The sequence below is a fragment of the Streptomyces sp. NPDC052236 genome (genome assembly GCF_044548015.1).
GTDB lineage: Bacteria > Actinomycetota > Actinomycetes > Streptomycetales > Streptomycetaceae > Streptomyces.
Map to the genome: position 1 here is coordinate 185,757 of NZ_JBIUBL010000010.1, position 20,992 is coordinate 206,748.

The window sequence follows — 20,992 nt, forward strand, 5'->3', positions numbered from 1 at the left end:
CTCTGTTGGTGATCTTGTGAGGGGTGCTGACAGGTCGTCTGTTCGGCGGTTTGCTGGAGGGGGCGGGGTGGGTTCTCGGGAGAGGGCCGGAGATGTCCTTGCGGGCGAGGAGTTACCAGCGGATTCCGACGCGGACGGTGTTGACGGCGCGAGCGGCGTGCCCGAAAGGCACGCCGGCGATGCTGATGCGGGACCGGCTGGATGTGGTGTTCGAGGACGAGGAGTTCGCGGACCTGTACCCCAAGGACGGGCGGCCGGGTCTGTCGCCGGGGCAGTTGGCGCTGGTGTCGGTGCTGCAGTTCTCGGAGAACCTGTCCGACCGCGCGGCCGCGAACGCGGTCCGCACCAGGATCGACTGGAAATACGCCCTGGGCCTGGAGCTGGACGATCCCGGTTTCGACCACTCGGTGCTGTGTGAGTTCCGGGCCCGCCTCGCAGAGGGCGACGCGGCCGACCGGCTGCTGCAGGTGATGCTGCACGACCTGGTTGAGGCCGGGCTGCTGAAGTCCGGCGGGCGGCAGCGCACCGACGCGACCCATGTGCTCGCGGCGGTGCGCACGCTCCGCCAACTGGAACTGGTCGGCGAGAGCCTGCGGGCCGCACTGGAACAGCTCGCCCAGGCAGCCCCGGACTGGCTGCTCGGGCTGGTCGAGCCGGAGTGGGACAAGCGCTACGGACGGAAGGTGGAGATCGGCAAGGTCCCCGGCGGGAAGGCCGGGGTCACCGCCCTGGCCGAGGCCTTCGGCCGCGACGGACGCAAGGTTCTGGCCGCAGCCTGGGCAACCGACGCCCCGCCCCGGCTCAGGGCCTTGACTCAGGTGGAGATCCTGCGGCAGGTGTGGGTGCACCACTACTACTGGGACGCCCGCGGGCGGCTGCGCTGGCGCGACGGCCGCACGCTGCCGCCCGCGTCGCTGCGGTTCGACCCCCCTATGGCACCGACGCGCACTACTGCGTCAAGCGGGACACCGCCTGATCCGGCTACCGAACCCACTTCACCGAGACATGCACGTCAAGCCTGCCGGAGGTGGTCGTGCACGTGGCCACCACGATCGCCCCGGTCCAGGACGGCGAACTCACCGCCCCAAATCCACGACGACCTGGCAGCGATCGACCTGACCCCGGCCGAGCACGCGGTCGACGCCGACTACGTCAGTCCCGCGCAGATCGAACGCGCCCGGCGGGTGCACGGCATCGCCCTGCTCGGCCCGGTCGTGCCCGACCACAGCCACCAGGCCAAAAGCGGGGCCGGCTTTGACAAGGCCGCCTTCGCCGTCGACTGGGACCACTGCCGGGCCACCTGCCCCCAGGGCGCCGCCAGCCGCGAACGGGGGCCCCTGCACATCAGCGGACACGACTACATCCAGGTCAAGTTCGACAAGGCCACCTGTCTGGCCTGCCCCGTCGGCCCCCAGTGCACCGACGCGGTCAGCGGTCCGCGCTCGCTCGCGCTGCTGCCCACCCGCGAACTGCACGAGATCCAGATGCACAACCGTCTGGACCAGCGCACCGAGGACTGGCAACGCCGGTACGCGATCCGCGCCGGCATTGAAGCCACCCTCTCCCAGAACGTCCGCACCTACGGCCTGCGCCGGACCCGCTACCGAGGCCTGCCAAAGACACACGTCCAGCACGTCCTGACCGGTCTGGCCTGCAACGTCACCCGCATCACCGACTGGATCACGGACCCGTAGAAAATCCACATAACCCGAACGAATCGGGCTTCGTCACTGCGCGGCACGGTCTTCGCTTCGTTGCCGCGACAGGTTCGGTTGCCGCGGCAGGTTCGGTTGCCGCGGCAGGTTCGAAGGTAACGCCAAGAGATCAGGGAGCAGGCGAGTTCGGCCGCCAAGCCAGAAAGGCTCTGCGGGACAGCGGTAACCCGTGAGCGATCCCACAAGCGCGTCGATCGGTTGGCGCGCGGACGGCGAGGGGGTTATCGTCGACTGATAGAACGACCGGTCTTCCTCCCTCTTGGGGAAGGGTCTTTATCGGCCTTCCCGGCCGGGCTGCCTCCAGGCGGAGATCTGCCAGTAGGTCGCCGATGCACGTCGAAGAGAGATCAAAAGGTTCCGTGAAACCAATCCGCGCCCCGGCCCAGCCGGGGCACCGTACAGAGCCGCTGCCTCATGCGGCTCCGACGGGGTCAGCCTCCCGACCGGATCAGCCGGACCGCGTTCAGCAGGGTCTCGTAGGCGGCCGCGGAGTCATCCAGGTAGCCGGCGGCCATCGCGCCGTCGTACAGCATCAGCAGCGCACCGGCGGCCGACTCCGGGTCGGCGTGGCCGAGCCTGGTGAGCAGTTCCTTGAAGAGGGTGCGAATCCAGTTCCGGTGGGTCGTCACCAGGCCGCGGACCGGGTGGTCGGCATCCGGGTACTCGGCGGCCGCGTTCAGGAACGGCGATCCGCGAAAGCCGCGCTCACGGGCGTGCTCGGCGATCGCCTCGAAGATGAGGTCGAGCGCTTCGGCGGGCGGGTGCCCGGCGGCCAGCGGTTCGGCCACCTGCTTGTAGTAGGCGTCCTTGGTCAGCAGGTAGGCCACGACCAGGTCGTCCTTGGAGGCGAAGTGCCGGTAGAAGGTCGCCTTGGTCACCCCGGCCTCGGCGATCAGCCGCTCTACGCCGATCGCGCGTACTCCCTCGTAATAGAACAGCCGCGACGCGGCCCGGACGAGGCGTTCGCGAGGAGGCAGGTCTCCTTCGATCGTGCTCGCCTGACGCTTGGGGTTGGTTGTCTTCTGCCCAGTAGTACTCACTTCCCCATTCTGCCCGTGGCCCGACCCTGAGTGGCCCCCACCCCCAGACGGCCTACCAGAGCCGCCACCCCCTATCCCGTACGGCCCGAGCAACGTGGCCGCGCATCGAAAGGTTTGAACGATGACTCGTCGTCTTGAAGGAACCGTCGCCCTGGTCACCGGCGCGTCCAGCGGCATCGGCCACGCCACCGCCCGCGAGCTTGCCCGCGAGGGCGCGTCCGTGGCCCTGGTCGGCCGGCGCGAGGACCGGCTCACCGACCTCGCCGCGGAGATCTCAAACACCGGCGGCACGGCCCTGGCCGTGCCCGCCGACATCACTGATGCCCAAGCCGCCGCGGAAGCGATCGAGCGGACCGTCGAGGGCCTAGGCCGCCTGGACACCCTGGTCAACAACGCCGGGCTGATGCTGCTCGGGCCCACCCCCGGCGCGGACCTGAACGACTGGCGGCGCATGATCGACATCAACCTCACGGGCCTGATGTACACCACCCACGCGGCCATCCCCCACCTGATCAAGGCCGCAGCCGAGGAACCGCGTCAGGTCGCCGACATCGTCAACATCAGCTCGCTCAACGGCCGCAACGCCTACGCCTTCTTCGCCGTGTACACCGCCACCAAGTTCGGCGTTACCGGCTTTAGCGAGGCGCTGCGCCAGGAACTGGCAAAGCAGCATGTCCGCGTGTCCGTCGTCGAGCCGGGCAGCGTCGACACCGAACTGCGTACGCACAACCCCGACGTCATCCAGCAGCAGATCGACGCCGCCCTGGGTGACATCGACCGGCTGCAGAGCCAGGACGTCGCCGACACCGTCGGCTACATCGTCACCCGCCCCCGGCACGTGGCTGTCGCCGAACTGCTCGTACGCCCCACCGAGCAGGCCTGACCACCAATCCCGAGAACCACAAGGAGTCGTGATGGCGGCCCGCAATCCTGTCGCAGCAGCCAACACCATCGTCTGTGTCTGCCTGCTGCTGGCCACTGCCATCGCGCTCGGAGACGGCCTGCAGCTACTGGCGCAGGGAGGCCCGGCGGACGCGGACAACGTGCACCGCTTCATGGCAGGCGTCTACATCGGCTGGACTCCGCTGTTCGCCTGGGCGGCGGCAACGATCCGCTGGCAGGGAGTACTCGTCTACTTCCTGGCAGTCCCGATCTTCCTCGGGGGCGTCGGTCGGCTGGTCTCCTTCGGCCAGTACGGCATACCCAGCCCAGAGGGAGTCTTCCTCGCCTCCGCCCTCCTGGAATTCATCCTCTCGATCGTCATCGTCTGGGCGCATTCCACCGCACTCAGATCCAGACGAGCGCTGGCCACTTCCTGAGGCACCGGTCATGTGCGGGTTGGTGGATCTGCCACACCCGGCCCCGAATGTGTCGTTGGCCAACAAAGGAGACGTGGAAGAAGTGAGACAGAAAAAGATCCTGGCAGTAGTAACCAATCAGGCCTCCTACGGGGCGAGCAAACACCGGACCGGCCTCTGGCTGGGTGAACTCGTCCATTTCTACGACAAGGCGGTTAAGGACGGCCACACCGTGGATGTGGTCAGCCCGGCGGGCGGTGAGGTGCCACTCGACCCCCGCAGCCTCGGCCGGTTGTTCGTCGACAGGACGGTTCGCAGATATCTCGACGACCCGGCCTTCATGGACGGTTTGAAATCCACCCGTTCTGTTGCCGAGGCGGGTCCGGACGACTACTCCACGATCTTCTTCACGGGTGGTCATGGAACCATGTGGGACTTTCCCGACAGTGCTGACTTGCAGCGAACAGCCCAGGCCATCTACGCCGGTGGTGGCATCGTCTCCTCGGTCTGCCATGGCGCCTGCGCCCTCATCAACCTCCAGGACACCGACGGGAACCCGCTCGTACAGAACCGCACCGTCACAGGCTTCCCGACGGTCGAGGAAAGACTGGCCGGCGTGAAGAGCAGGGTGCCGTTCCTCCTGGAGGCCGAACTGCGCGCGAAGGGAGCCAAGGATGTGCGCTCCACTGTCCCGATGACGCCGCACGCCGTGCGTGACGGCCGCCTGATCACAGACCAGAACCCGGCGTCCACCAAGGCCGTCAGCGACTTGATTCTCGGCGCCTTGGCCGAGACCGAGTAACAAGCAAAGAGACTTGGGGCGCCGGCATCCGCGGGGCGCCTCCCGATCAAACCTCTCCAGGAGACCGCACTATGTCGAAGATCCTTTTCGTGATGACCGGCGCCGACCACTGGACACTGGCGGATGGCAGCAAGCACCCGACCGGCTTCTGGGCTGAGGAGGCCGTGACCCCGTACCAGGCCTTCACGGCCGTCGGCCACGAGATCGTCGTCGCCACGCCCGGCGGTGTCGTGCCGCCCTTGGACCAAGGAAGCCTGGCGCCGCAGTTCAACGGCGGCAAGGAGGGCGCGAGGAAGGTGGCGGACGCCCTCGCCTCGATCAGCGAGATCCAGCACCCCGTCAAGCTGGAGGACGTCGACCTCGACGACTACGCCGCCGTGTTCTACCCCGGTGGCCACGGCCCGATGGAGGACCTGGCCGTCGACGCAGTCTCCGGCAAGCTACTCATCGACGTCCTCGCCTCGGGCAGACCGCTCGGCGTGGTCTGCCACGCCCCGGCCGCGCTGCTGGCCGCCACCAAGGCCGACGGCAACAACGCCTTCGCCGGCTACCGGCTCACCGGTTTCAGTAACGCCGAGGAGATCCAGGGCGGCCTTGCGGCCGGCGCCAAGTGGCTGCTCCAGGACCGCCTGGTCGAGATCGGCGCCGACTACCAGGAGGGCGAACCGTGGGCCCCGAACGTGGTCGTCGACCGCAACCTGGTCACCGGCCAGAACCCCGCCTCCGCCGGACCGGCAGCAGCCGAGATGCTCAAGAAGCTGACATGACGTAGCAGAGCACCCGCACCTGCTCCCGTACCCGCCTCCGTACGCAGGCCGCTGATTCCCCGCCTCATGCAGCCGATGGCTGAAGTTCCGGTCCCGCGCTTCCCAGGCTTACGTGCCCTGGACGTGCCTTGTGAATGGACCAGCGCACATCCAGACGGCGATCACGCCTCACCCGTGCTCCCGGAAGGTGTCCAACGCCTTCGCCGCGTAATTCCCAGCATGTGCTGCGGCCTTGGGCTCGATCCGATACGGCGCCGTCGGAGGACATCCGACTGAACGGCCCAGTGAGGAAAACCGCACCGGATGCGAACAGGCAGGCCGACGATGCCGCGCGTCCGACTCTCCGTGCATGTGCTCGGCTCAAGGAACGGCGCGATGTCGTGCGGCCTGCTGTGAGTCACGGCCGGCGGTCATGTCCCTTGGTGGTGTAGCTGATCGACCGACATGCCGGTCAGCGATACCTCTCGCTCGTCCGCACCAGCCCGTTGAACCCGCCAGATCACGGCTTCATAACACCCCGGGACGGCGTGCCCGCTGACCGCTCGTCGCCTTCGACAAGCCTTCCTGTCTGCCGCCCCTAGGATGATTATCATGCGCGACCGCACCTCCGTAGCCGCCGCTCCGGCAGCCGCCAGCGACGCCCACCTGACCGCCTTCATACGCAACGGCCCCCCGGACGCCGCCGACGCCGCGCTTGACGAGCTCTACCGGCGGCACCGCAGTTCGGTCATCGCCTATGCCCGCACCTGCACACGAGATACGCACACGGCGGAAGACCTGGCCTCGGAGGCGTTCGCCCGCGCGCTGCGCGCCGTGCGCCAAGGTGCCGGTCCCGAGGGGGCCTGGCGGCCGTATCTGCTGACCACGGTCCGCCGCACGGCCGCGTCGTGGGCCGCCACCGCCAACCGGATCGAGCTGTCCCCCGACTTCGAGACCTGGCTCTCCGAAGCGCCGAGCGGTGAGGAACAGGCGTTGCTGCGGGAGGACGCCGGTCTGGTGCAGCGCGCGTTCCGCAGTCTTCCCGAGCGCTGGCAGACCGCGCTGTGGCACTCGGCTGTGGAAGAAGAACCAGCGAAGCGGATCGCGCCACTGCTCGGCATCAGTCCGAGCGGCGTCGCGTCCCTCACCGCCCGGGCGCGTGAGGGGCTGCGTCAGGCGTACCTGACCGAGTACGCGGCGGACCCGACGATGTCCGACGACTGCCGGCACTTCACGGGCCTGTTGGCCGCCTCGGTCCGCCGCGGCGGGCGGCACGGCGCGCACTCAGGTCTCAAGCGCCATCTCTCGGGATGCCGCCGGTGTCGCCGTGCGAACCACCAACTGTGGGAGCTGAACAACTCGCTCAAGGCCGTACTCCCGGCGGGTGTTCTGCTGTGGGTGGGTGCCTCATACGGCACGAAGGTCGTGGGAGCGGCCGCGGTCGCCGGCTCCGCCGGCACGGGGTCCGCGGCCGGGACGACCACGGCCACCACAGGGGCCGGCACGACCGTCAAGGTCGCCGGCGTCGGCGCCGCCCTCCTCGCCGTATCGATCGGCGGCTACGCGGCTCTGCCCGACGGCAACGACCCACCGTCGCCGCGGCCCACCCTGGCGGCCACGCGACCCTCGCCCCCCTCGTCCCCCGCCCCCACCCGGAGCGAACGGCACGACCCGAAGCCCCCCGCCCGTACACCGTCCGCACGCGCCTCCAAGAAGTCGACTCCTCCCGCTTGGCAGCCGGCCGCCGACGACCGCGCCCAGCTGCCGATCGCGTCCACGGGCCGCTGCATGGACATTTCCACGGCCGAGGGCGCCGAGCCGTACGAAGCCGAGTGCGACGGCAGCCGTACGCAGCAGTGGGAGCTGCTCGTCGACCGTGCCGCGCAGGAGGCCCGTATCCGGAACTACGCGACCGGCATGTGTCTCACCCACAGTGGCGCGTCGACGGACGGCGCCTCGGTCCGCCAGGAGCGCGCGTGCGACTCCACCGCGGTCACGGCCCGGTGGACCTACTTCTTCCAGGCCTCCGGCACGGTCAACTTCGCTCAGAAGGGGAACACCACGTACTTCCTGGGCATCGATGAGTGGAACAGGGCCGACGGGCCTCACTCGCCTGCCATCGGCACGACGGCGAACTACTACGACACCGACTCCCTCCGGTTCCGTTACACAGGAGACGTCTTCAGCGGCTGACGAGGGCCACTCCTCGTGGGGACGTGTGAGGTTTCTGGGCACCTCCCTCCCGCGAGAGGTGCCCAGAACCGGTTCAGGAAGCCGGAGTCAGCGCGCGTGGCGAGCCATGGCCGCCCGCTTGCGGCGGAACTTCAGCAGAAACGCACCGCCGACCGTCAACAGCGCGGCGCCGCCCGCCGCCATGGGCAGGTAGTTGGTGGTGTCGGCGCCGGTCTCGGCGAGATTGGCGCCCTTCTGGCCGCCGGCACCGTCCGTGCCTGCCGCACCGTCCTCGTTCCGGGAAGCGACCGGCTCACTGCTGCCGGTCTGCGGTGCCGCGTCGTTGCCGGACTCGCCATCGGCCTTCGCGGGGCTCGGCACGCCATTGAGGCTGACCGCCACCGTCGCGGCACCGTCACCGGACTGCTTCACCTTGATCTCAACCTGGTGTGCCTTGTCGGTGAAGGCCGTGCCGGCCTTGAGAGCGTCATCGTCACCAGGCGTGGTGTCGATCAGGGTGGCGCCCCTGCCGAAGTCGCCGTTCTTCACGCGGTAGGCGTGCACGCCCGTGAGGCGATCGTCGAGCGTGCCGGACGCGCCGTCGCGCACCTCCACGATCAGGCTGTCCTGCCCGGCCGGAACGATCAGCGCGCGCACTCCGTCACCCGGTCCATGCAGAGAACGCATCGCGTACGTCCCGGATTTGGTGACCTTCACGGCTTCCCTGTCCGACAGCCACTTTGAGTGAATCAGCTCGGGCGCGGTCAGGCCGACCCCCACGCCGCCTCCCCCCATGGGGGTCTTGAAGCTGTAATCCGGCGTCTCCCGGCAGCTCGCCAGGTCCGAGTCCTCGCAGCGGATCCGCATCTGGTGGTTGTAGCCGAGGTTGTGGCCCAACTCGTGGGATATCACCGTCTGGTCGACTGTGCCGTCGCCGGTCGGAAGCCAGGTCACGCCGCCGCCAAGAGAGCCGAGTCCCCCGAAGCTGCAGCCCGCCTTCTCGCCGGGGAAGACCAGCGACAGGTGATCAAAGTCGTCCACCCACGTCAAGCCCTGTTCCTCCAGCGCCTTCCTCGTCAGCCCATAGATCGAGTCCTTGTCACAGCCGGCGGCCGGAATGTCGAGATTGATCGGGCCGATCACTCCGCCCTCACCCCCCGCGGCCGGCTTGAACGTGGTGGCTTGCCGGGTCACCTCGTTGTAGTACGAGTTCAGGGACCGGGTCTTGCCGAAGTAGCTGTTCTGCGCGTTGCTCCTGGCCTTCGCGGGGTCAGCGAAGGAGCTGTCGCTGAAGTTGATCAGCGCAATCTGGATCCGCCGCGGGGCGGGGCCGTCCGCGGCAGCGGCGGTGGACGGTGCCGTCGCAGCCAGTGCGACGGACGTGCAGGCGGCGGACATGAGCAGGGCGCCGCGAGGCACACGCATGGGAGGGGTCCTTCCGGTGGTTGAGCGGCTCGCGAGGTGCGAGCGAACTCCGAACTTGCACGGGGCTCCCGAGCGACGCTCATCGCACGAGTGCCCCAAAGGATCTGTCACCCGTTGAGGAGCGCAGCCGCCTTCTACCGTCCTGGCGCGTTATCCACTCGTTATACGGGGGTGCGAGTAGCGGAACTTCCATGGGTCTGGCCCCGGATCGCTCGATCCCGGGCCAGGGCTCTTCCGGTGGACCCTGCCGCAGGGCCCACCGTTGGTTCGCCCTGTCGTTGCACTCCCGGATTTCGCCGTCTGCTGCTCTCGCGGCCGTGCCGGGAGGAGCGCTACCTCACGTGCTGTCCTGTCTGCCCCGGCGTGCGGTCAGCCATCCGGGATCTCGTACGCTCGTCGCTATGCCCCCCATGTCCTGATCCTCGGCGGCACCGCCGAGGCGCGCGAACCGGCCGCCGCGCTCGCGGCGCGCCCCGGTGTCCGGGTCACCACGTCTCTCGCGGGGCGTGTGGCGCGGCCCGGGGCACTTGCCGGGGACGTACGCGTCGGGGGCTTCGGCGCGGCCGAGGGGCTGGCCCGATGGCTGCATGAGCAGCACGTGGACGCCCTGGTCGACGCCACACACCCGTTCGCCGAGACGATCACCGCCAACGCGGCGCGGGCCGCGGCGGCCACCGGGGTTCCGGCGGTGGTGCTGCGCCGCCCGGGCTGGCGGCCAGGCCCCGGGGACCGCTGGCACCTGGTCGACTCCCTGCACGCGGCGGCGGACCTGCTGCCGCGGTGCGCCAGCCGGGTGTTCCTGACCACGGGCCGGACGAGCCTGGCCGCCTTCGCCCATCTGAGAGACCGTCACTTCGTCGTTCGGTCCGTGGAGTTGTCCGAGCCGCCGATGCCCCCGCACACCGGAGTGCTGCCGGCGCGAGGCCCGTTCACCGCGGCCGACGAGTCCGCGCTGCTGCGCGAGCACTGTGTCGACGTACTGGTGACAAAGGACAGCGGGGCAGAGGCGACCGCGGCCAAGCTCATGGCCGCGCGCGAACTCGCGCTGCCCGTCGTGGTGGTACGACGGCCGTCCCTGCCGGACGGCGTGGCACCGGTGCCCGACGTGGCGGGCGCCCTCGCCCGGCTCGGCCTCAACCTGCCGTGAGGCACATGGATTTCAGGTGGACCGACGCCAACTGCTCCTGGAACGGCATCGGGTAGGCGGCCCGACCACGCCGGGTCGGCCACCGCTCCGGAGAACGCCGGCGAGCAAGTTGGTCGGCGGCAGTACGCCGACGTCGTGCGTCAACTCCGTGACCGGGGTTCCGGGGTCGCCGACCACGGCGACCAGCAGCCCGGCCCGGTCCCGACCGCCTCGGCGACCAGGCCCTCGCGTGCGAGCACCGCGAAAGTGGTCTGCGGTGGTGCCGACCACGACGGAAGAATGGGTTATGGGCGGGGTCTGCGGGCGTGGAGGACGAAGGCCGGGGGCGTGTTGCGCCATATGGTGCGGCTGGGGACGACCTCTTCGAAGCGGTTGGCCATCAGTTCGCGGAATCGACGGGCGGGGGTGAGGGGAACGGCGTGGAGGTAGGTGAACGCGGTGAAGGCACCCGCCGGGGCGAGCACCGCGGCTGTCGCGTCCATGAGCTGGTGTTGGGTGGCGGAGGGAAAGAGGGCCCAGGGCAGGCCGCTGACCACCACGTCTGCCTTCTCGATGCCGCGCTCATCCAGCAGGTGGCGCAGGTGTACGGCGTCGCGCTGGATGACCTCCGCTCCCGGGTGGCGGTGGCGCAGGCGCTGGGCAAGGAGTGGATCGATCTCGACAGCCAGGTGGCGGCCGCGGCCGCCCAGCCGGCGCTGGATCTCGGCGGTGAACGGTCCGGTGCCGGCACCCAGTTCCACCACGACGGGCTCGCCGCGTTCGGGCACCGGCGCGCAGACCGCCGCGGCCAAGTGCCGCGAGCTGGGGGCGATGGCCCCCATGCGGGCCGGTGCGCGCACCCACTGCCGCAGGAACAAGGTGTAGTCGTTCGGCTCCTGCAAAGGCCGCCTGCAGAGAGGACAGTGCCGGGCTGTGTGGTGCGCGGTGCTGGTGGTCATGTCGATGCCCTTGTCGGGGAGTGCGGGTGGTCGATCGCGTCGGCGTGAACGGGCAATGTGCTGTGGGTCCCGTCGGTGGCTCAGCGGTCGGTTCTGTTGAGGGCGGAAGGACTTGGAGGGCGATGTCGGCCGTGCAAGACGCCGCACCTTCTACGGCACTTCGCCTTCTCGGACGACCTGGCCGTGGCCGGTCTGCTGACCAGGGACACCTGCTATCGGGAGGTGGCCAAACCGCTGACCGCCGGGCACCCGCCCGCGGCGGCGCTCGATCTGGTCTTCGAGGCGATCCCCGTGCACGCGCGCGAGCGCGGTTTTCGCGGATCGCCGTTCACAAACGGGGCGCCGAGTACTCAGACGCCCTCCATCCGGTGCGCGGCCTGGTGGCTCTATCGGATGGATCCGCACCCTCTTCAGAGAGCTGTTGACCCGGCTCGGCCACGCCGCGGCGGAGTGGGCCGCCGGTGCGCTGCTGATGCTGTACGACGGCGTAATGGCCGCCCGACCGATCCGATCGGGAAGGTGACCCCAACGGGGGCTGGCGCGAGACCGGCCACCACGGTGTCGCGTACCGGTTCACGATCAGCCGACTGGGCGCGTGACGCCAGGCCGGCAAGAGGCTCACCGGCGGAGGCCACCTCGACCCTGGAACGGATTGGTTTCATGGAACTTGTCATCCCTGTTCGACGTGCACCGGGGACCCCGTGAGAGTCCTCCGGCTGGTGGCGGACCCGCTCGGACAGCCCAGGGGCCACTCTCATAGAAAGACCGGTCGTTCTACTTCTCCGACATTAGCTCCCACGAGGTCCTCGCGCCACTCGTCAACCTGATTTGAGGGGTCCCTCACTCATCCACCACTGACACAGAAGACCCCTGATGCCGCACACTTCGTGCCCGCACTGCAGCGGCTTCTTGGCGGTTCAGCCGGGCCGCATCCGGCCACGGTCACCCACCTGACCAGCAGTGACAGGCCGACCGCGCCGCGTTCTTGACCGCGACCTCGCAGAGGTCGACTGCGCGTGTGCGGGTCGGCGGCATCCACCTCAACGTCCGCTCGGAAGAGGCCCAGCCCGCATACTCGTCTTTGTCGGCGTACGCGCGGACGGCACCAAGGAGTTGGTCGCGCTCAAGGACGGCTTCCACGAGGCGGGCGAGCCCCGGGTGGACCTGCTGCACGACTACACCCGCCGGGGCAGGCGGGCTCCGGTCCTGGCGGTCGGCGACGAGAGTTCGGCTTCCGGAGGCCCCGACCGAGGTCTTCCCTGCCTACCGGCATCAAGGTGCTGGGGTCACAAGACGATCAACGCGCTCAACGCTCTGCCGAAGTCGGCCCGGCCCGGACCTTGTCAGACAGGGGGCTTCGTTCGGTCGGCGAGTTGCACGAGGACCCGCACCGAGAGACTGGGCCGCAGCCGGGCGGGTGGGATTACTGGGCCATGGTCGGCGCGTCAGCCACCGCTCGATTGCCCGACAGAGCGACACCAGCGCACATCAGTGCGGGAAGACCACCGTCAGCAGGTGGAAGAGCTCGGCGCGCTCCTCGTTGGACAGTTGGTCCAGGCCGGTCTGCGTCTGCTCCATCCGCTCACGGATGGTGTCGATCAGCTTCTGGCCCGCCTCGGTGAGGGCGACGTTCTTCACGCGGCGGTCGGTGGCGCTCACCTCGCGGCGGACCAGATCGCGTTTTTCGAGCCGGTCGATGATCCCGGTCATGTTCGATGCGTCGCAGGCGAGGGTGTGCGCGAGCGAACGCATCGAGGCGGGCGCGCGGCGCAGCACCGTGAGGGTCTTCGCCTGGCTGGAGGTAAGGCCCGTGTCGGCGGCGGCGGTCGCGAAGTCGGCGTAGTGCGTACTGACCGAGTGGGCGAGCAGCTCCATGAGCTGGGCCTTGGACGGGGTGGACGGCATGCCTGGAGGGTACGCGAAAAGCTTGAATCTCTCAACCTTTGACATCTGCCAGCTTCATATTGTTTGATGTCCTCAAGTATGGAGTACCTCGATGGTTTTAGTTCTCTCCCATCGACTCGTCCGTCCTTTGGCAACCTTCCACCGGAAAGAAGACCGTGAAGTCCTCCCTCCCCACCGCGCCGGAGCGCCGCACCGGCAGCCTCAGCCTCGTGCTGGTGCTGGGCCTCGCCGCCATGGTCGTGTCGATGATGCAGACCCTGGTCATCCCGATCCTCGGCATCATCCAGAACGACCTCGGCGCCACCACGGCCCAGGTCAGCTGGGTCACCACCGCCACGCTGCTGTCGGCCGCGGTCTTCACGCCGCTCCTGGGTCGTTTCGGCGACCAGCACGGCACGAAGCCGACCCTGCTCGGTGTGCTGGTACTGATGGTCGCCGGATCCGTGCTCGCCGCGACCACGAGTTCCATGCTGTGGCTCATCGTGGCCCGCGTGATGCAGGGCGCCGCCACCGCGATCTTCCCGCTCGCGCTGTCCGTGCTGCGCGCGGAGGTCGAGCCCGCGCGGCTGCCCGGCGCCATGGCCCTGGTGAGCGGAACGCTCGGGTTCGGCAGCGGCCTCGCCCTCGTGAGCGCCGGACTCCTCACCCAGGGCGCGCACCCCGACTACCACCAGGTCTTCTGGCTGGCCGCCGCCCTCGCCACCGCCGCGCTCATCGCGGTTGCGATCGCCGTCCCCGCGCCCCGCACCCGGACGGGCGGGCGTACCGACTGGCTCGGCGCCGCCGGCCTCGCCCTGTTGCTCGTCCTGTTCCTGCTGCCCATATCGCAGGGCCACACGTGGGGCTGGACCTCGGCCCGCACGCTCACCCTCTTCGCCGCCGGGGCCGTCACGACCGTCATCTGGGTTCTCGTCGAACGCAGGGTCCGCGACCCCCTCGTGGACATGAAGATGTTCGTCCACCGCCCGGTGCTCTTCACCAACATCGCCGGACTGCTCGTCGGATTCGCCATGTTCTCCCAGTTCATCGGCGTCTCCTATCTCGTCCAGACGCCCTCTGAGATCGCCGGCTACGGCTTCGGCGCCTCCGTCCTGCGCGCCTCCGTCGTCTACCTGCTGCCCTCCGCCCTCGTCTCGCTCGTCGCCGCGCAGTTCGGAGGCATGCTGGTGCGCCGCATCGGCGCGCGTCTCACCCTCGCCGCCGGTGCCGTCTTCGGTGTCGTCGGTTTCGCCTGGCTGACCTTCGCTCATGACACCACCCCGTCGGTGATCCTGGCCGGCATGGTCGTCGGCGTTGCCATCAGCTTCGGCTACGCAGCGATGCCCGCCCTGATCGTCGCCGGCGTCCCCCACCACCAGACCGGCATCGCCAACGGCATCAACTCCATCTCCCGCTCCGCCGGCAGTGCGATCGGCAGCGCGGTCATCACCTCGCTGCTCGCCTCCCAGACGCTCGACAACCTGCCCCCCGGGGTTCCCGCGCTGCCCGCCGAGAGCCAGTACACCCTGAGCTTCGCCCTCGCCGGCATGGCGTTCCTGCTGGTCATCGGCGTGGCCATGGTCGGCCTGGCGGTCCGCCGCAGGTCCCCCTCGCCCGCCACCGGCACGCCCGCCCCGTCGGGCGACGGCGATGTGCCCGCGACCGACACGCCCGCCGCGTCGAGCGACGGCGAAACCGTGCCCGCCCGCACGGCCGTCACCGCCTGACCGCACCACCTGCACGACCCCGGCTCCCCTTCCCCGGATGCCGGCCGGCTTTCCCGCGCCACCGAACAGGACACGACTGTGACTGACATCAAGGCAGCCTTCACCCTCGACGACACCTTCACCGCCACCGAAGCCACCGCGCTGGTGGACCGGCTGCGCGCCACCTTCCGCACCGGCCGCACCAAGCCCCTGTCCTGGCGCCGGCAGCAGCTGACCCGCCTGCGCGACCTGCTCACCGACAACCGCGCGGCGATAGCCGACGCCCTCTACGCCGACCTGCGCAAGAACCGCGCCGAGGCCGAGGCCATGGAGATCAACACCACGATCGTCGAGATCGACGACTACCTGGAGCACCTGGAGGAGTGGACCGCCCCGCAGCCCGCCCCTGTGACGGTGCCCGGAGTCCCCGGCAGCACCGCCCACACCGTCTTCGACCCCCTGGGCGTCGCCCTGGTCATCTCGGCGTGGAACTACCCGGTCAATCTGCTGCTCGTGCCCGTCGCGGGCGCGCTCGCCGCCGGGAACGCGGTCGTCATCAAGCCCGCCGACTACGCCGCCCGCACCTCGGCGCTGCTGGCCGAGCTGCTGCCCGCGTACCTCGACACCGACGCGACCGCGGTCGTCGAGGGCGGCGCACCGGAGACCACCGCGCTGCTGGAGCAGCACTTCGACCACATCTTCTACACCGGCAACGGCACGGTCGGCCGCATCGTGATGACCGCCGCCGCGAAGAACCTCACCCCCGTCGTGCTCGAACTCGGCGGCAAGTCACCGGTGTTCGTCGACCGCGACGCCGACATCGCCACGGTCGCGCAGCGCCTGGCGCAGACGAAGTTCGCCAACGCCGGACAGACCTGCGTCGCCCCCGACTACGTCCTGACCGACCCGGACACCGCGACCGAGCTGGAGGCCGCCCTGACCGTCGCACTCAAGGGGCTGTTCGGTGAGGACCCGCAGACGTCCGACGCCTACGGACGGATCATCAACGAGCGGCACTTCGACCGGCTGTCCGCACTGCTGGGCTCCGGCCGTACGGTCACCGGCGGGCAGACCGACCGCCCGGACACGTACATGGCCCCGACCGTGCTGGCCGATGTCCGGCCCGACGAGCCCGTGATGCAGGAGGAGATTTTCGGGCCCATCCTGCCGATCCTGACCGTGGCGGACCTGGGCGAGACGATCGCGTTCATCAACGAACGCGACAAGCCGCTCGCCCTGTACGCCTTCACCGAGAACGACACCACCAAGCGCCGCCTCGCCGCCGAGACCTCCTCGGGCGGCCTCAACTTCGGCCTGCCCATGCACCACCTCGCCGTGCCGACCCTCCCCTTCGGCGGTGTCGGCGAAAGCGGCATGGGCAACTATCACGGCCGCTACTCCATCGAGACGTTCAGCCACCGCAAGGCCGTCCTCGACGTCCCGCTGAGCTGAACCATCCCGGAAAGAAGGCACCCCCATGCGGTACGCCGCCGACGTGGCCAACGACCTCGAACGCAAGAGCAAGGAGCACAAACGCATCATGGACGACACGCTGGATCAGCTCGGCGCCGGCAAGTACATGCTCGTCACCAGCTACCGCAAGAACGGCACCCCGGTCGCCACCCCGGTGTGGGTGGTCCGCGACGGCGACACGCTGGGCGTGCGAACGCCCGCCGACTCATGGAAGGCCAAGCGGATCCGGGCACGCGGCGACATCCTCGTCGGCCCCTGCGACCTGCGCGGCAACCCGACGGGCGACCATGTCCCGGCCACCGCCGAGATCACCGACGAGGCAACCGGCGCCCGCTACCGCAAACTCATCGCCCGCAAGTACGGCATCCTCGGCCGCCTCATGATCCTCGACAGCCGACTCCGGGGAAGGGACCGCACGCTGGGCATCCGTGTGCGGCTCACGCCGTAACGAGCTGACGCATCATCAGTTCCCCGGGCCGTCTGTCGGATGGCCTTGGTGAATGCCATCAGACGGTCACGGCACACAAGAGCGAGCGATCAAAGGGGGTCGGATCATGGAGACAGCGCAGAGTCAGCAGCGGGCGGCACCCGGCACCTTCACCGCCTTCGCCCGCTTCGTCCTCTTCGGCGGCGGAGTGGGGCTCGCCTCCAGCTTCGCCGTGGCGGCCCTCGCCTCCTGGATCTACTGGGGCCTGGCCAACGCTCTGATCACCGCGGTTTCCACGCTCCTCGCCACCGAGTTGCATGCCCGCTTCACCTTCGGCGCAGGCGGGCGCGCGACCCGGCGCCAGCATGCGCAGTCGGCCGGGTCCGCGGCCGCCGCGTATGCGGTGACCTCCGTGGCGATGCTTGTCCTGCAGCAACTGGTGGCGACACCCGGTGTGGTGCTCGAGCAGGTCGTCTACCTGTCCGCCTCCGCACTCGCCGGTGTCGCGCGGTTCGCGGTGCTGCGCCTCGTTGTCTTCGCGCGGAGCCGCTCGCAGGTCGCGGCCGCCGTCCGCACCGCCCGTCCCGTGCACGCATCCGCGGCCCGCGCCGCGGCACCCGCCGGCCCAATGGTGCTGGGCCACGCCGCCTGACCGTTCCGCCGGCGGCCCGCCGCGCGGGACGGGCAGCCTCGCCATGGACCGACGTCCACATCACGCCCCAGCGGCGGGGCCAGTTCCCCTCGTAGCGTCTGGCAATGCCGCGTCTTACTCCAGGCGGTTGATGCACCGTTCGACGGTAATGCGCTGTTTGTAGGTCTCGCCGTCGAATGGCCGGTAGCGTCGCTGGTCCGCCGGGACCGGGATCACCGCCTGGATGCCACGCTTGCGCAGATGGTCGCGGATCGCGCGGGACGAGTACGCCTTGTCCGCCAGGACCACATCCAGCCTGGTGCGCGGCCGAGCACGACGTCGGGGAACACGCAGGCGGCCCTGACATCGGTGAAGGCGGGCGCATCTCCGGCCGGGCCCCCTCCTTTTTGCGGGCCCCGGCCGCGGGCTGGTCAGCTGGACCAACGACCGGCGGATCCGAACACAACTACCTAGTAGTCGATGTTGAGAGCAGAGATGAGTCCGCTCGGGCCCACGGCAATTCCGGCGCCGGCGTTGCGGGAACTGGGGTGGGTGAGGGCTGCCTTGTGCCCGGGGCTGTTGAACCAGGTCTCCATCATCTCCTCAGGTGTGGCGGAGTTACCGGGGGACCAGTAGAGGACTTCGTAGCCGCAGTGCTCGCTGGGGCCGGGCTGTCGGGCGGCGTTCTTGTCCGCGCACGCCTGGGCGGCTTGCACCTGTTGGGCACTCTCCTTGACATCGGGTAGTCCCAGCGCACGGCGACGTTCATTGAGCAAGGCGATCAGCCGGGATGTCAGTGACGGAGCGGTCGTGGTCGTCCTGACGGTCGGTTTCGGGGCTGAGGCGCGCGTGGGCGGCGTTGTCTGCCTCGTGGGTCGCACACCGGTCGGCTGCGGACTGGTAGCCGGCGGGGATGACGGCGAGGCCGTGGATTTGGCTGTGGCTGACCTCGTAGGGAATGCGGTCGGCGACGGCGTCGAGGATTCGGATGCTGACTCGGGCTCCCCCTCGGGGGTGGTGATCGCCCGCGCCGGCTGGTGCCCGGTGTCCGGCGACAGGATGGCCATTGCCGCGCCGGTGCCTCCGGCGGTGATCAGTGTGACGGCGGCGGCCACGGCGGCACGACGCCGCCTCGGTATGCGGCGTTGTATTCGCAGGCTGCGGCGTCCAGGCAGATTGCCGTTCCCCGGCGTGCCAAGGACGATGGTGTCCGCCCCGACGACGGGTACCGGCCGCCGGTGCCCGGGGCGGCCTTCCCGCTGTGCTGGGCCAACTCGGCGGGGCTACCCAGATCTGTGTGCACGGCCAGGTCCGAGGGACCACCTGTACCCGTTTGCACGCCGGTCTCGAAGGCTGCGTTCTGGGCGGGCAAGCCGTCGTCCCCGACGGGCGCGAGCCCCGCGAGGCCGGACAGCGCCCCGGCCGATGCCACCAGGCCCAGGCCCGCCAGCAACTTCTCGGCGGGTAGCAGGCCGGCCTGCAGGCGCGAGCAAAGCGTGCAGTCGCGGGCGTGCCGCGCGATCCGCTTGCGCCACAGCGCCGACGGGACGCCGTCCCAGAGCCCGATGCCGTCGTCGAGCAGCGCACAGCGGGGCACCGCGGCCAGCGCCCGCACCACCAGGCGGGCCGTCTCCAACTGGGCCTTCATCCGCTGCACCCGCACCGCGGTGTGCTGCGGCGACAACTGAAGCGCCGCGGCCACCTCGCCCCGGGTCAGCTCGCCCGCGGCCTCCAGCCACCACAGCGCCAGAAGCTCCCGGTCGGCGTCATCCAGCCAGCGGGTGGCTTCGGCCACCTCCCGCCGCTGTCCCTGAAGCCCCAGCTGGACAGGTCCACGAAGTCTGCGCCGGGGTCGGCCACGTCGCAGAGGTCCTGCAAGCTGCAACGGCCGGCGCTGCCTGGCGGGTGTGCCAGTGGCTGCGGATCCGGTTCATCGTGATGGCCACCAGCCAGGACCGGAAGTGTTCTGGATCGCGCAACGAGCCTAGCCCGCCGAGCGCACGGAGCATGGTCTCCTGCACCACGTCGTCGACGTCGGCGTCCCCGTTCAGTGCCCGGCCCACGATGTTGTACACCAACGGCAGATATGCGGCGACCAGCTCATCCTGTGCCCACAGGGCCCCCTGCCGGGCCGCCTCGACCAACGCAGCGTCTCGTTCCCCGCTCGCTTCCACGACTGACCACTTCCTTTCCCCGTGCTCGAAGTGCCGTGCCTTGCCCGTCATATGGGAGACCCCGGCCCGAGGAGTGGGATAACAACAAGCGCGCCGCGAACCTCATCCCCAGGCTCGAAGCACGGGACCGGCCGCCTGCTGTGAAGTGCTGAGCATGGCCACTCATCCAACTTGTATCGAGCCATTGACACAAGATCCCTCCCCCGGGGCATCTTGTACTTACCACTCGATACAAGCCGGTCTTGCGGCAGGCAGCGTCCGCTGCCGCCGATGCAGGCCGCGCAGCCGCCATCACTCACTGGGGTCTTCATATGCTCGATACCCACCAGCCCGCCTCCGCGCCCACGCCGACCGCTACGCCCGCTGGGCCGGTCTGGCTGTCGGCGTCGTGGCCGCACCGCTATGGGCCACCATGGACATCACCAATTACGGCATCAGCAGCTTCGACGCCGGCGTGCCCCTGGTGAGGTCCCTGATCATCTTGGCATGGGCCCTGTTCACCGTAGTGGTGCCCCGGACGGCCCGACGATGACTGCACTCGCCGTCCGCGTCGACACGACCAGCCCGGTACCGCCGTACGAGCAGATCCGCGCCCAGCTCGCCGCCCTGATTGTCACCGGCCGACTGACCAAGGACGAGCGCCTGCCGACCGTACGTCAGCTCGCCGCCGACCTCGGCCTGGCACCGGGCACCGTGGCCCGCGCCTACCGTGAGCTGGAGGCCGCGAAACTGATCCGCACCCGCCGTGGGGCGGGCACCCGGGTCGCGACACCCCCGTCCGAACCACCCCGCCCCGGCCCGGACCAACTCGCCACGCTGGCCCGGTACTTCACTTCAGCTGCCCGCGCGCTGGGCGCCGACACCGAAGCCATCCTGACCGCCATCCGCGAGGCCCTGGACTGACGATGGCCGGCCCCGCCACCCGTGTCGACAACACCAGCCCGGTATCGCCGTACGAGCAGACTCGCGCCCAGCTCGCCACCCTGCCTGGGCTCTTCGGGGCATGAGCCCCCCGAAATCAACCCATTGGCACGTAAGGAACCCCCGACACGTGAACCTGCGCAAGCACCAGGACAAGTACAACCCCTCAACCGAACACGCCACCAGCGAGAGAACCTGATCAAGCCTTACTAGAGCTGTGCGGGCCGCGGGAACGGGCACGGCTGAGGTCCGGTACGGCTTCGGCCCTTCGGGAACTCCGGGCAGAGGTTCAAGGGTCGACGGCTGTGTCCCACGAGAGGCGGCCGACCCTCGGTAAGCGGAAACACGGGCTGCGGGGCCGGAACTGAGGCCACCCGTTTCACCTGTGAGTGGATCACCTGGCTCGGGGTCTACCGCCTCACCGGAAGCGTACGCGGGGCGACAGCGCATGCCAGCCGGTGAACGATGTGAGAGCCGTGTGCGGGAGAACCGC

19 protein-coding genes and 1 pseudogene are annotated in these 20,992 nt (G+C 69.4%); 12 read left to right on the plus strand and 8 right to left on the minus strand.

What is annotated here, in order from left to right; all coding sequences use genetic code 11:
* Window positions 1–179 precede the first annotated feature (179 nt).
* Window positions 180–1,694: a transposase gene (locus ACIHCQ_RS19055; protein ID WP_399663403.1), complete on the plus strand. Its 1,515-nt coding sequence runs from the start codon at window positions 180–182 to the stop codon at window positions 1,692–1,694.
* A gap of 452 nt (window positions 1,695–2,146) precedes the next feature.
* Here ACIHCQ_RS19055 and ACIHCQ_RS19060 read toward each other — a convergent pair whose 3' ends face one another.
* Entirely contained in the window at window positions 2,147–2,755 is a 609-nt protein-coding gene (locus tag ACIHCQ_RS19060) for a TetR/AcrR family transcriptional regulator (RefSeq protein WP_399663405.1), read from the minus strand.
* Between the two features lie 121 nt (window positions 2,756–2,876).
* Between ACIHCQ_RS19060 and ACIHCQ_RS19065 the strand changes: the two genes are divergently transcribed.
* The 5 genes from ACIHCQ_RS19065 to ACIHCQ_RS19085 all read left to right on the plus strand — a co-directional run bounded on the left by ACIHCQ_RS19065 (window position 2,877) and on the right by ACIHCQ_RS19085 (window position 7,794).
* Window positions 2,877–3,638, plus strand: a complete 762-nt coding sequence (locus tag ACIHCQ_RS19065) for an SDR family NAD(P)-dependent oxidoreductase (protein ID WP_399663407.1) — start codon at window positions 2,877–2,879, stop codon at window positions 3,636–3,638.
* A gap of 31 nt (window positions 3,639–3,669) precedes the next feature.
* On the plus strand, window positions 3,670–4,074 hold the full coding sequence (locus ACIHCQ_RS19070; RefSeq protein ID WP_399663409.1) for a DUF4345 family protein: 405 nt from the start codon (window positions 3,670–3,672) through the stop codon (window positions 4,072–4,074).
* 73 nt (window positions 4,075–4,147) lie between these two features.
* The gene (locus ACIHCQ_RS19075) at window positions 4,148–4,855 is read left to right on the plus strand and encodes a type 1 glutamine amidotransferase domain-containing protein (protein WP_399663411.1); all 708 of its coding nucleotides are present in this window, start codon (window positions 4,148–4,150) and stop codon (window positions 4,853–4,855) included.
* A 71-nt stretch (window positions 4,856–4,926) separates the two neighbouring features.
* Window positions 4,927–5,622, plus strand: coding sequence for a type 1 glutamine amidotransferase domain-containing protein (locus ACIHCQ_RS19080; RefSeq protein ID WP_399663414.1), 696 nt, complete (start codon window positions 4,927–4,929; stop codon window positions 5,620–5,622).
* A gap of 591 nt (window positions 5,623–6,213) precedes the next feature.
* Window positions 6,214–7,794: a sigma-70 family RNA polymerase sigma factor gene (locus tag ACIHCQ_RS19085; RefSeq protein ID WP_399663416.1), complete on the plus strand. Its 1,581-nt coding sequence runs from the start codon at window positions 6,214–6,216 to the stop codon at window positions 7,792–7,794.
* 87 nt (window positions 7,795–7,881) lie between these two features.
* Here ACIHCQ_RS19085 and ACIHCQ_RS19090 read toward each other — a convergent pair whose 3' ends face one another.
* Window positions 7,882–9,198 carry an LPXTG cell wall anchor domain-containing protein gene (locus ACIHCQ_RS19090; protein ID WP_399663419.1) on the minus strand — a complete coding sequence of 439 codons (1,317 nt, stop codon included), beginning with the start codon at window positions 9,196–9,198 and terminating at the stop codon, window positions 7,882–7,884.
* Between the two features lie 382 nt (window positions 9,199–9,580).
* Between ACIHCQ_RS19090 and ACIHCQ_RS19095 the strand changes: the two genes are divergently transcribed.
* Complete coding sequence (locus tag ACIHCQ_RS19095) at window positions 9,581–10,345, plus strand: cobalt-precorrin-6A reductase (RefSeq protein ID WP_399663570.1); 765 nt, start codon at window positions 9,581–9,583, stop codon at window positions 10,343–10,345.
* Between the two features lie 284 nt (window positions 10,346–10,629).
* On the opposite strand, the gene ACIHCQ_RS19100 is transcribed toward ACIHCQ_RS19095, so the two are convergent.
* Window positions 10,630–11,283, minus strand: coding sequence for a class I SAM-dependent methyltransferase (locus ACIHCQ_RS19100; protein WP_399663422.1), 654 nt, complete (start codon window positions 11,281–11,283; stop codon window positions 10,630–10,632).
* Window positions 11,284–12,771: 1,488 nt separating this feature from the next.
* Window positions 12,772–13,188 (minus strand): MarR family winged helix-turn-helix transcriptional regulator, encoded by a 417-nt coding sequence (locus ACIHCQ_RS19105; RefSeq protein WP_399663425.1) that lies wholly within the window; start codon window positions 13,186–13,188, stop codon window positions 12,772–12,774.
* Between the two features lie 155 nt (window positions 13,189–13,343).
* Here ACIHCQ_RS19105 and ACIHCQ_RS19110 point away from each other — a divergent pair, with 155 nt between their 5' ends.
* From ACIHCQ_RS19110 to ACIHCQ_RS19125, 4 genes are all read left to right on the plus strand, one after another.
* The gene (locus ACIHCQ_RS19110) at window positions 13,344–14,894 is read left to right on the plus strand and encodes an MFS transporter (protein ID WP_399663427.1); all 1,551 of its coding nucleotides are present in this window, start codon (window positions 13,344–13,346) and stop codon (window positions 14,892–14,894) included.
* Window positions 14,895–14,981: 87 nt separating this feature from the next.
* Complete coding sequence (locus tag ACIHCQ_RS19115) at window positions 14,982–16,325, plus strand: aldehyde dehydrogenase family protein (RefSeq protein WP_399663571.1); 1,344 nt, start codon at window positions 14,982–14,984, stop codon at window positions 16,323–16,325.
* Between the two features lie 88 nt (window positions 16,326–16,413).
* Complete coding sequence (locus tag ACIHCQ_RS19120; RefSeq protein ID WP_399663573.1) at window positions 16,414–16,794, plus strand: PPOX class F420-dependent oxidoreductase; 381 nt, start codon at window positions 16,414–16,416, stop codon at window positions 16,792–16,794.
* Between the two features lie 106 nt (window positions 16,795–16,900).
* Window positions 16,901–17,425 carry a hypothetical protein gene (locus ACIHCQ_RS19125; RefSeq protein WP_399663429.1) on the plus strand — a complete coding sequence of 175 codons (525 nt, stop codon included), beginning with the start codon at window positions 16,901–16,903 and terminating at the stop codon, window positions 17,423–17,425.
* 117 nt (window positions 17,426–17,542) lie between these two features.
* On the opposite strand, the pseudogene ACIHCQ_RS19130 reads toward ACIHCQ_RS19125, so the two are convergent.
* From ACIHCQ_RS19130 to ACIHCQ_RS19145, 4 genes and pseudogenes are all read right to left on the minus strand, one after another.
* Window positions 17,543–17,764 (minus strand): annotated as a pseudogene (locus ACIHCQ_RS19130) (transposase); the annotation flags it as partial.
* Window positions 17,765–17,874: 110 nt separating this feature from the next.
* Window positions 17,875–18,471 (minus strand): CAP domain-containing protein, encoded by a 597-nt coding sequence (locus ACIHCQ_RS19135; RefSeq protein ID WP_399663575.1) that lies wholly within the window; start codon window positions 18,469–18,471, stop codon window positions 17,875–17,877.
* Window positions 18,472–18,497: 26 nt separating this feature from the next.
* Complete coding sequence (locus ACIHCQ_RS19140; protein WP_399663432.1) at window positions 18,498–19,199, minus strand: hypothetical protein; 702 nt, start codon at window positions 19,197–19,199, stop codon at window positions 18,498–18,500.
* Window positions 19,171–19,629 (minus strand): RNA polymerase sigma factor, encoded by a 459-nt coding sequence (locus tag ACIHCQ_RS19145; RefSeq protein WP_399663435.1) that lies wholly within the window; start codon window positions 19,627–19,629, stop codon window positions 19,171–19,173. Before ACIHCQ_RS19145 ends, ACIHCQ_RS19140 begins: the two co-directional genes overlap by 29 nt.
* A 477-nt stretch (window positions 19,630–20,106) precedes the next feature.
* Here ACIHCQ_RS19145 and ACIHCQ_RS19150 point away from each other — a divergent pair, with 477 nt between their 5' ends.
* Complete coding sequence (locus tag ACIHCQ_RS19150; RefSeq protein ID WP_399663437.1) at window positions 20,107–20,481, plus strand: GntR family transcriptional regulator; 375 nt, start codon at window positions 20,107–20,109, stop codon at window positions 20,479–20,481.
* Window positions 20,482–20,992 lie beyond the last annotated feature (511 nt).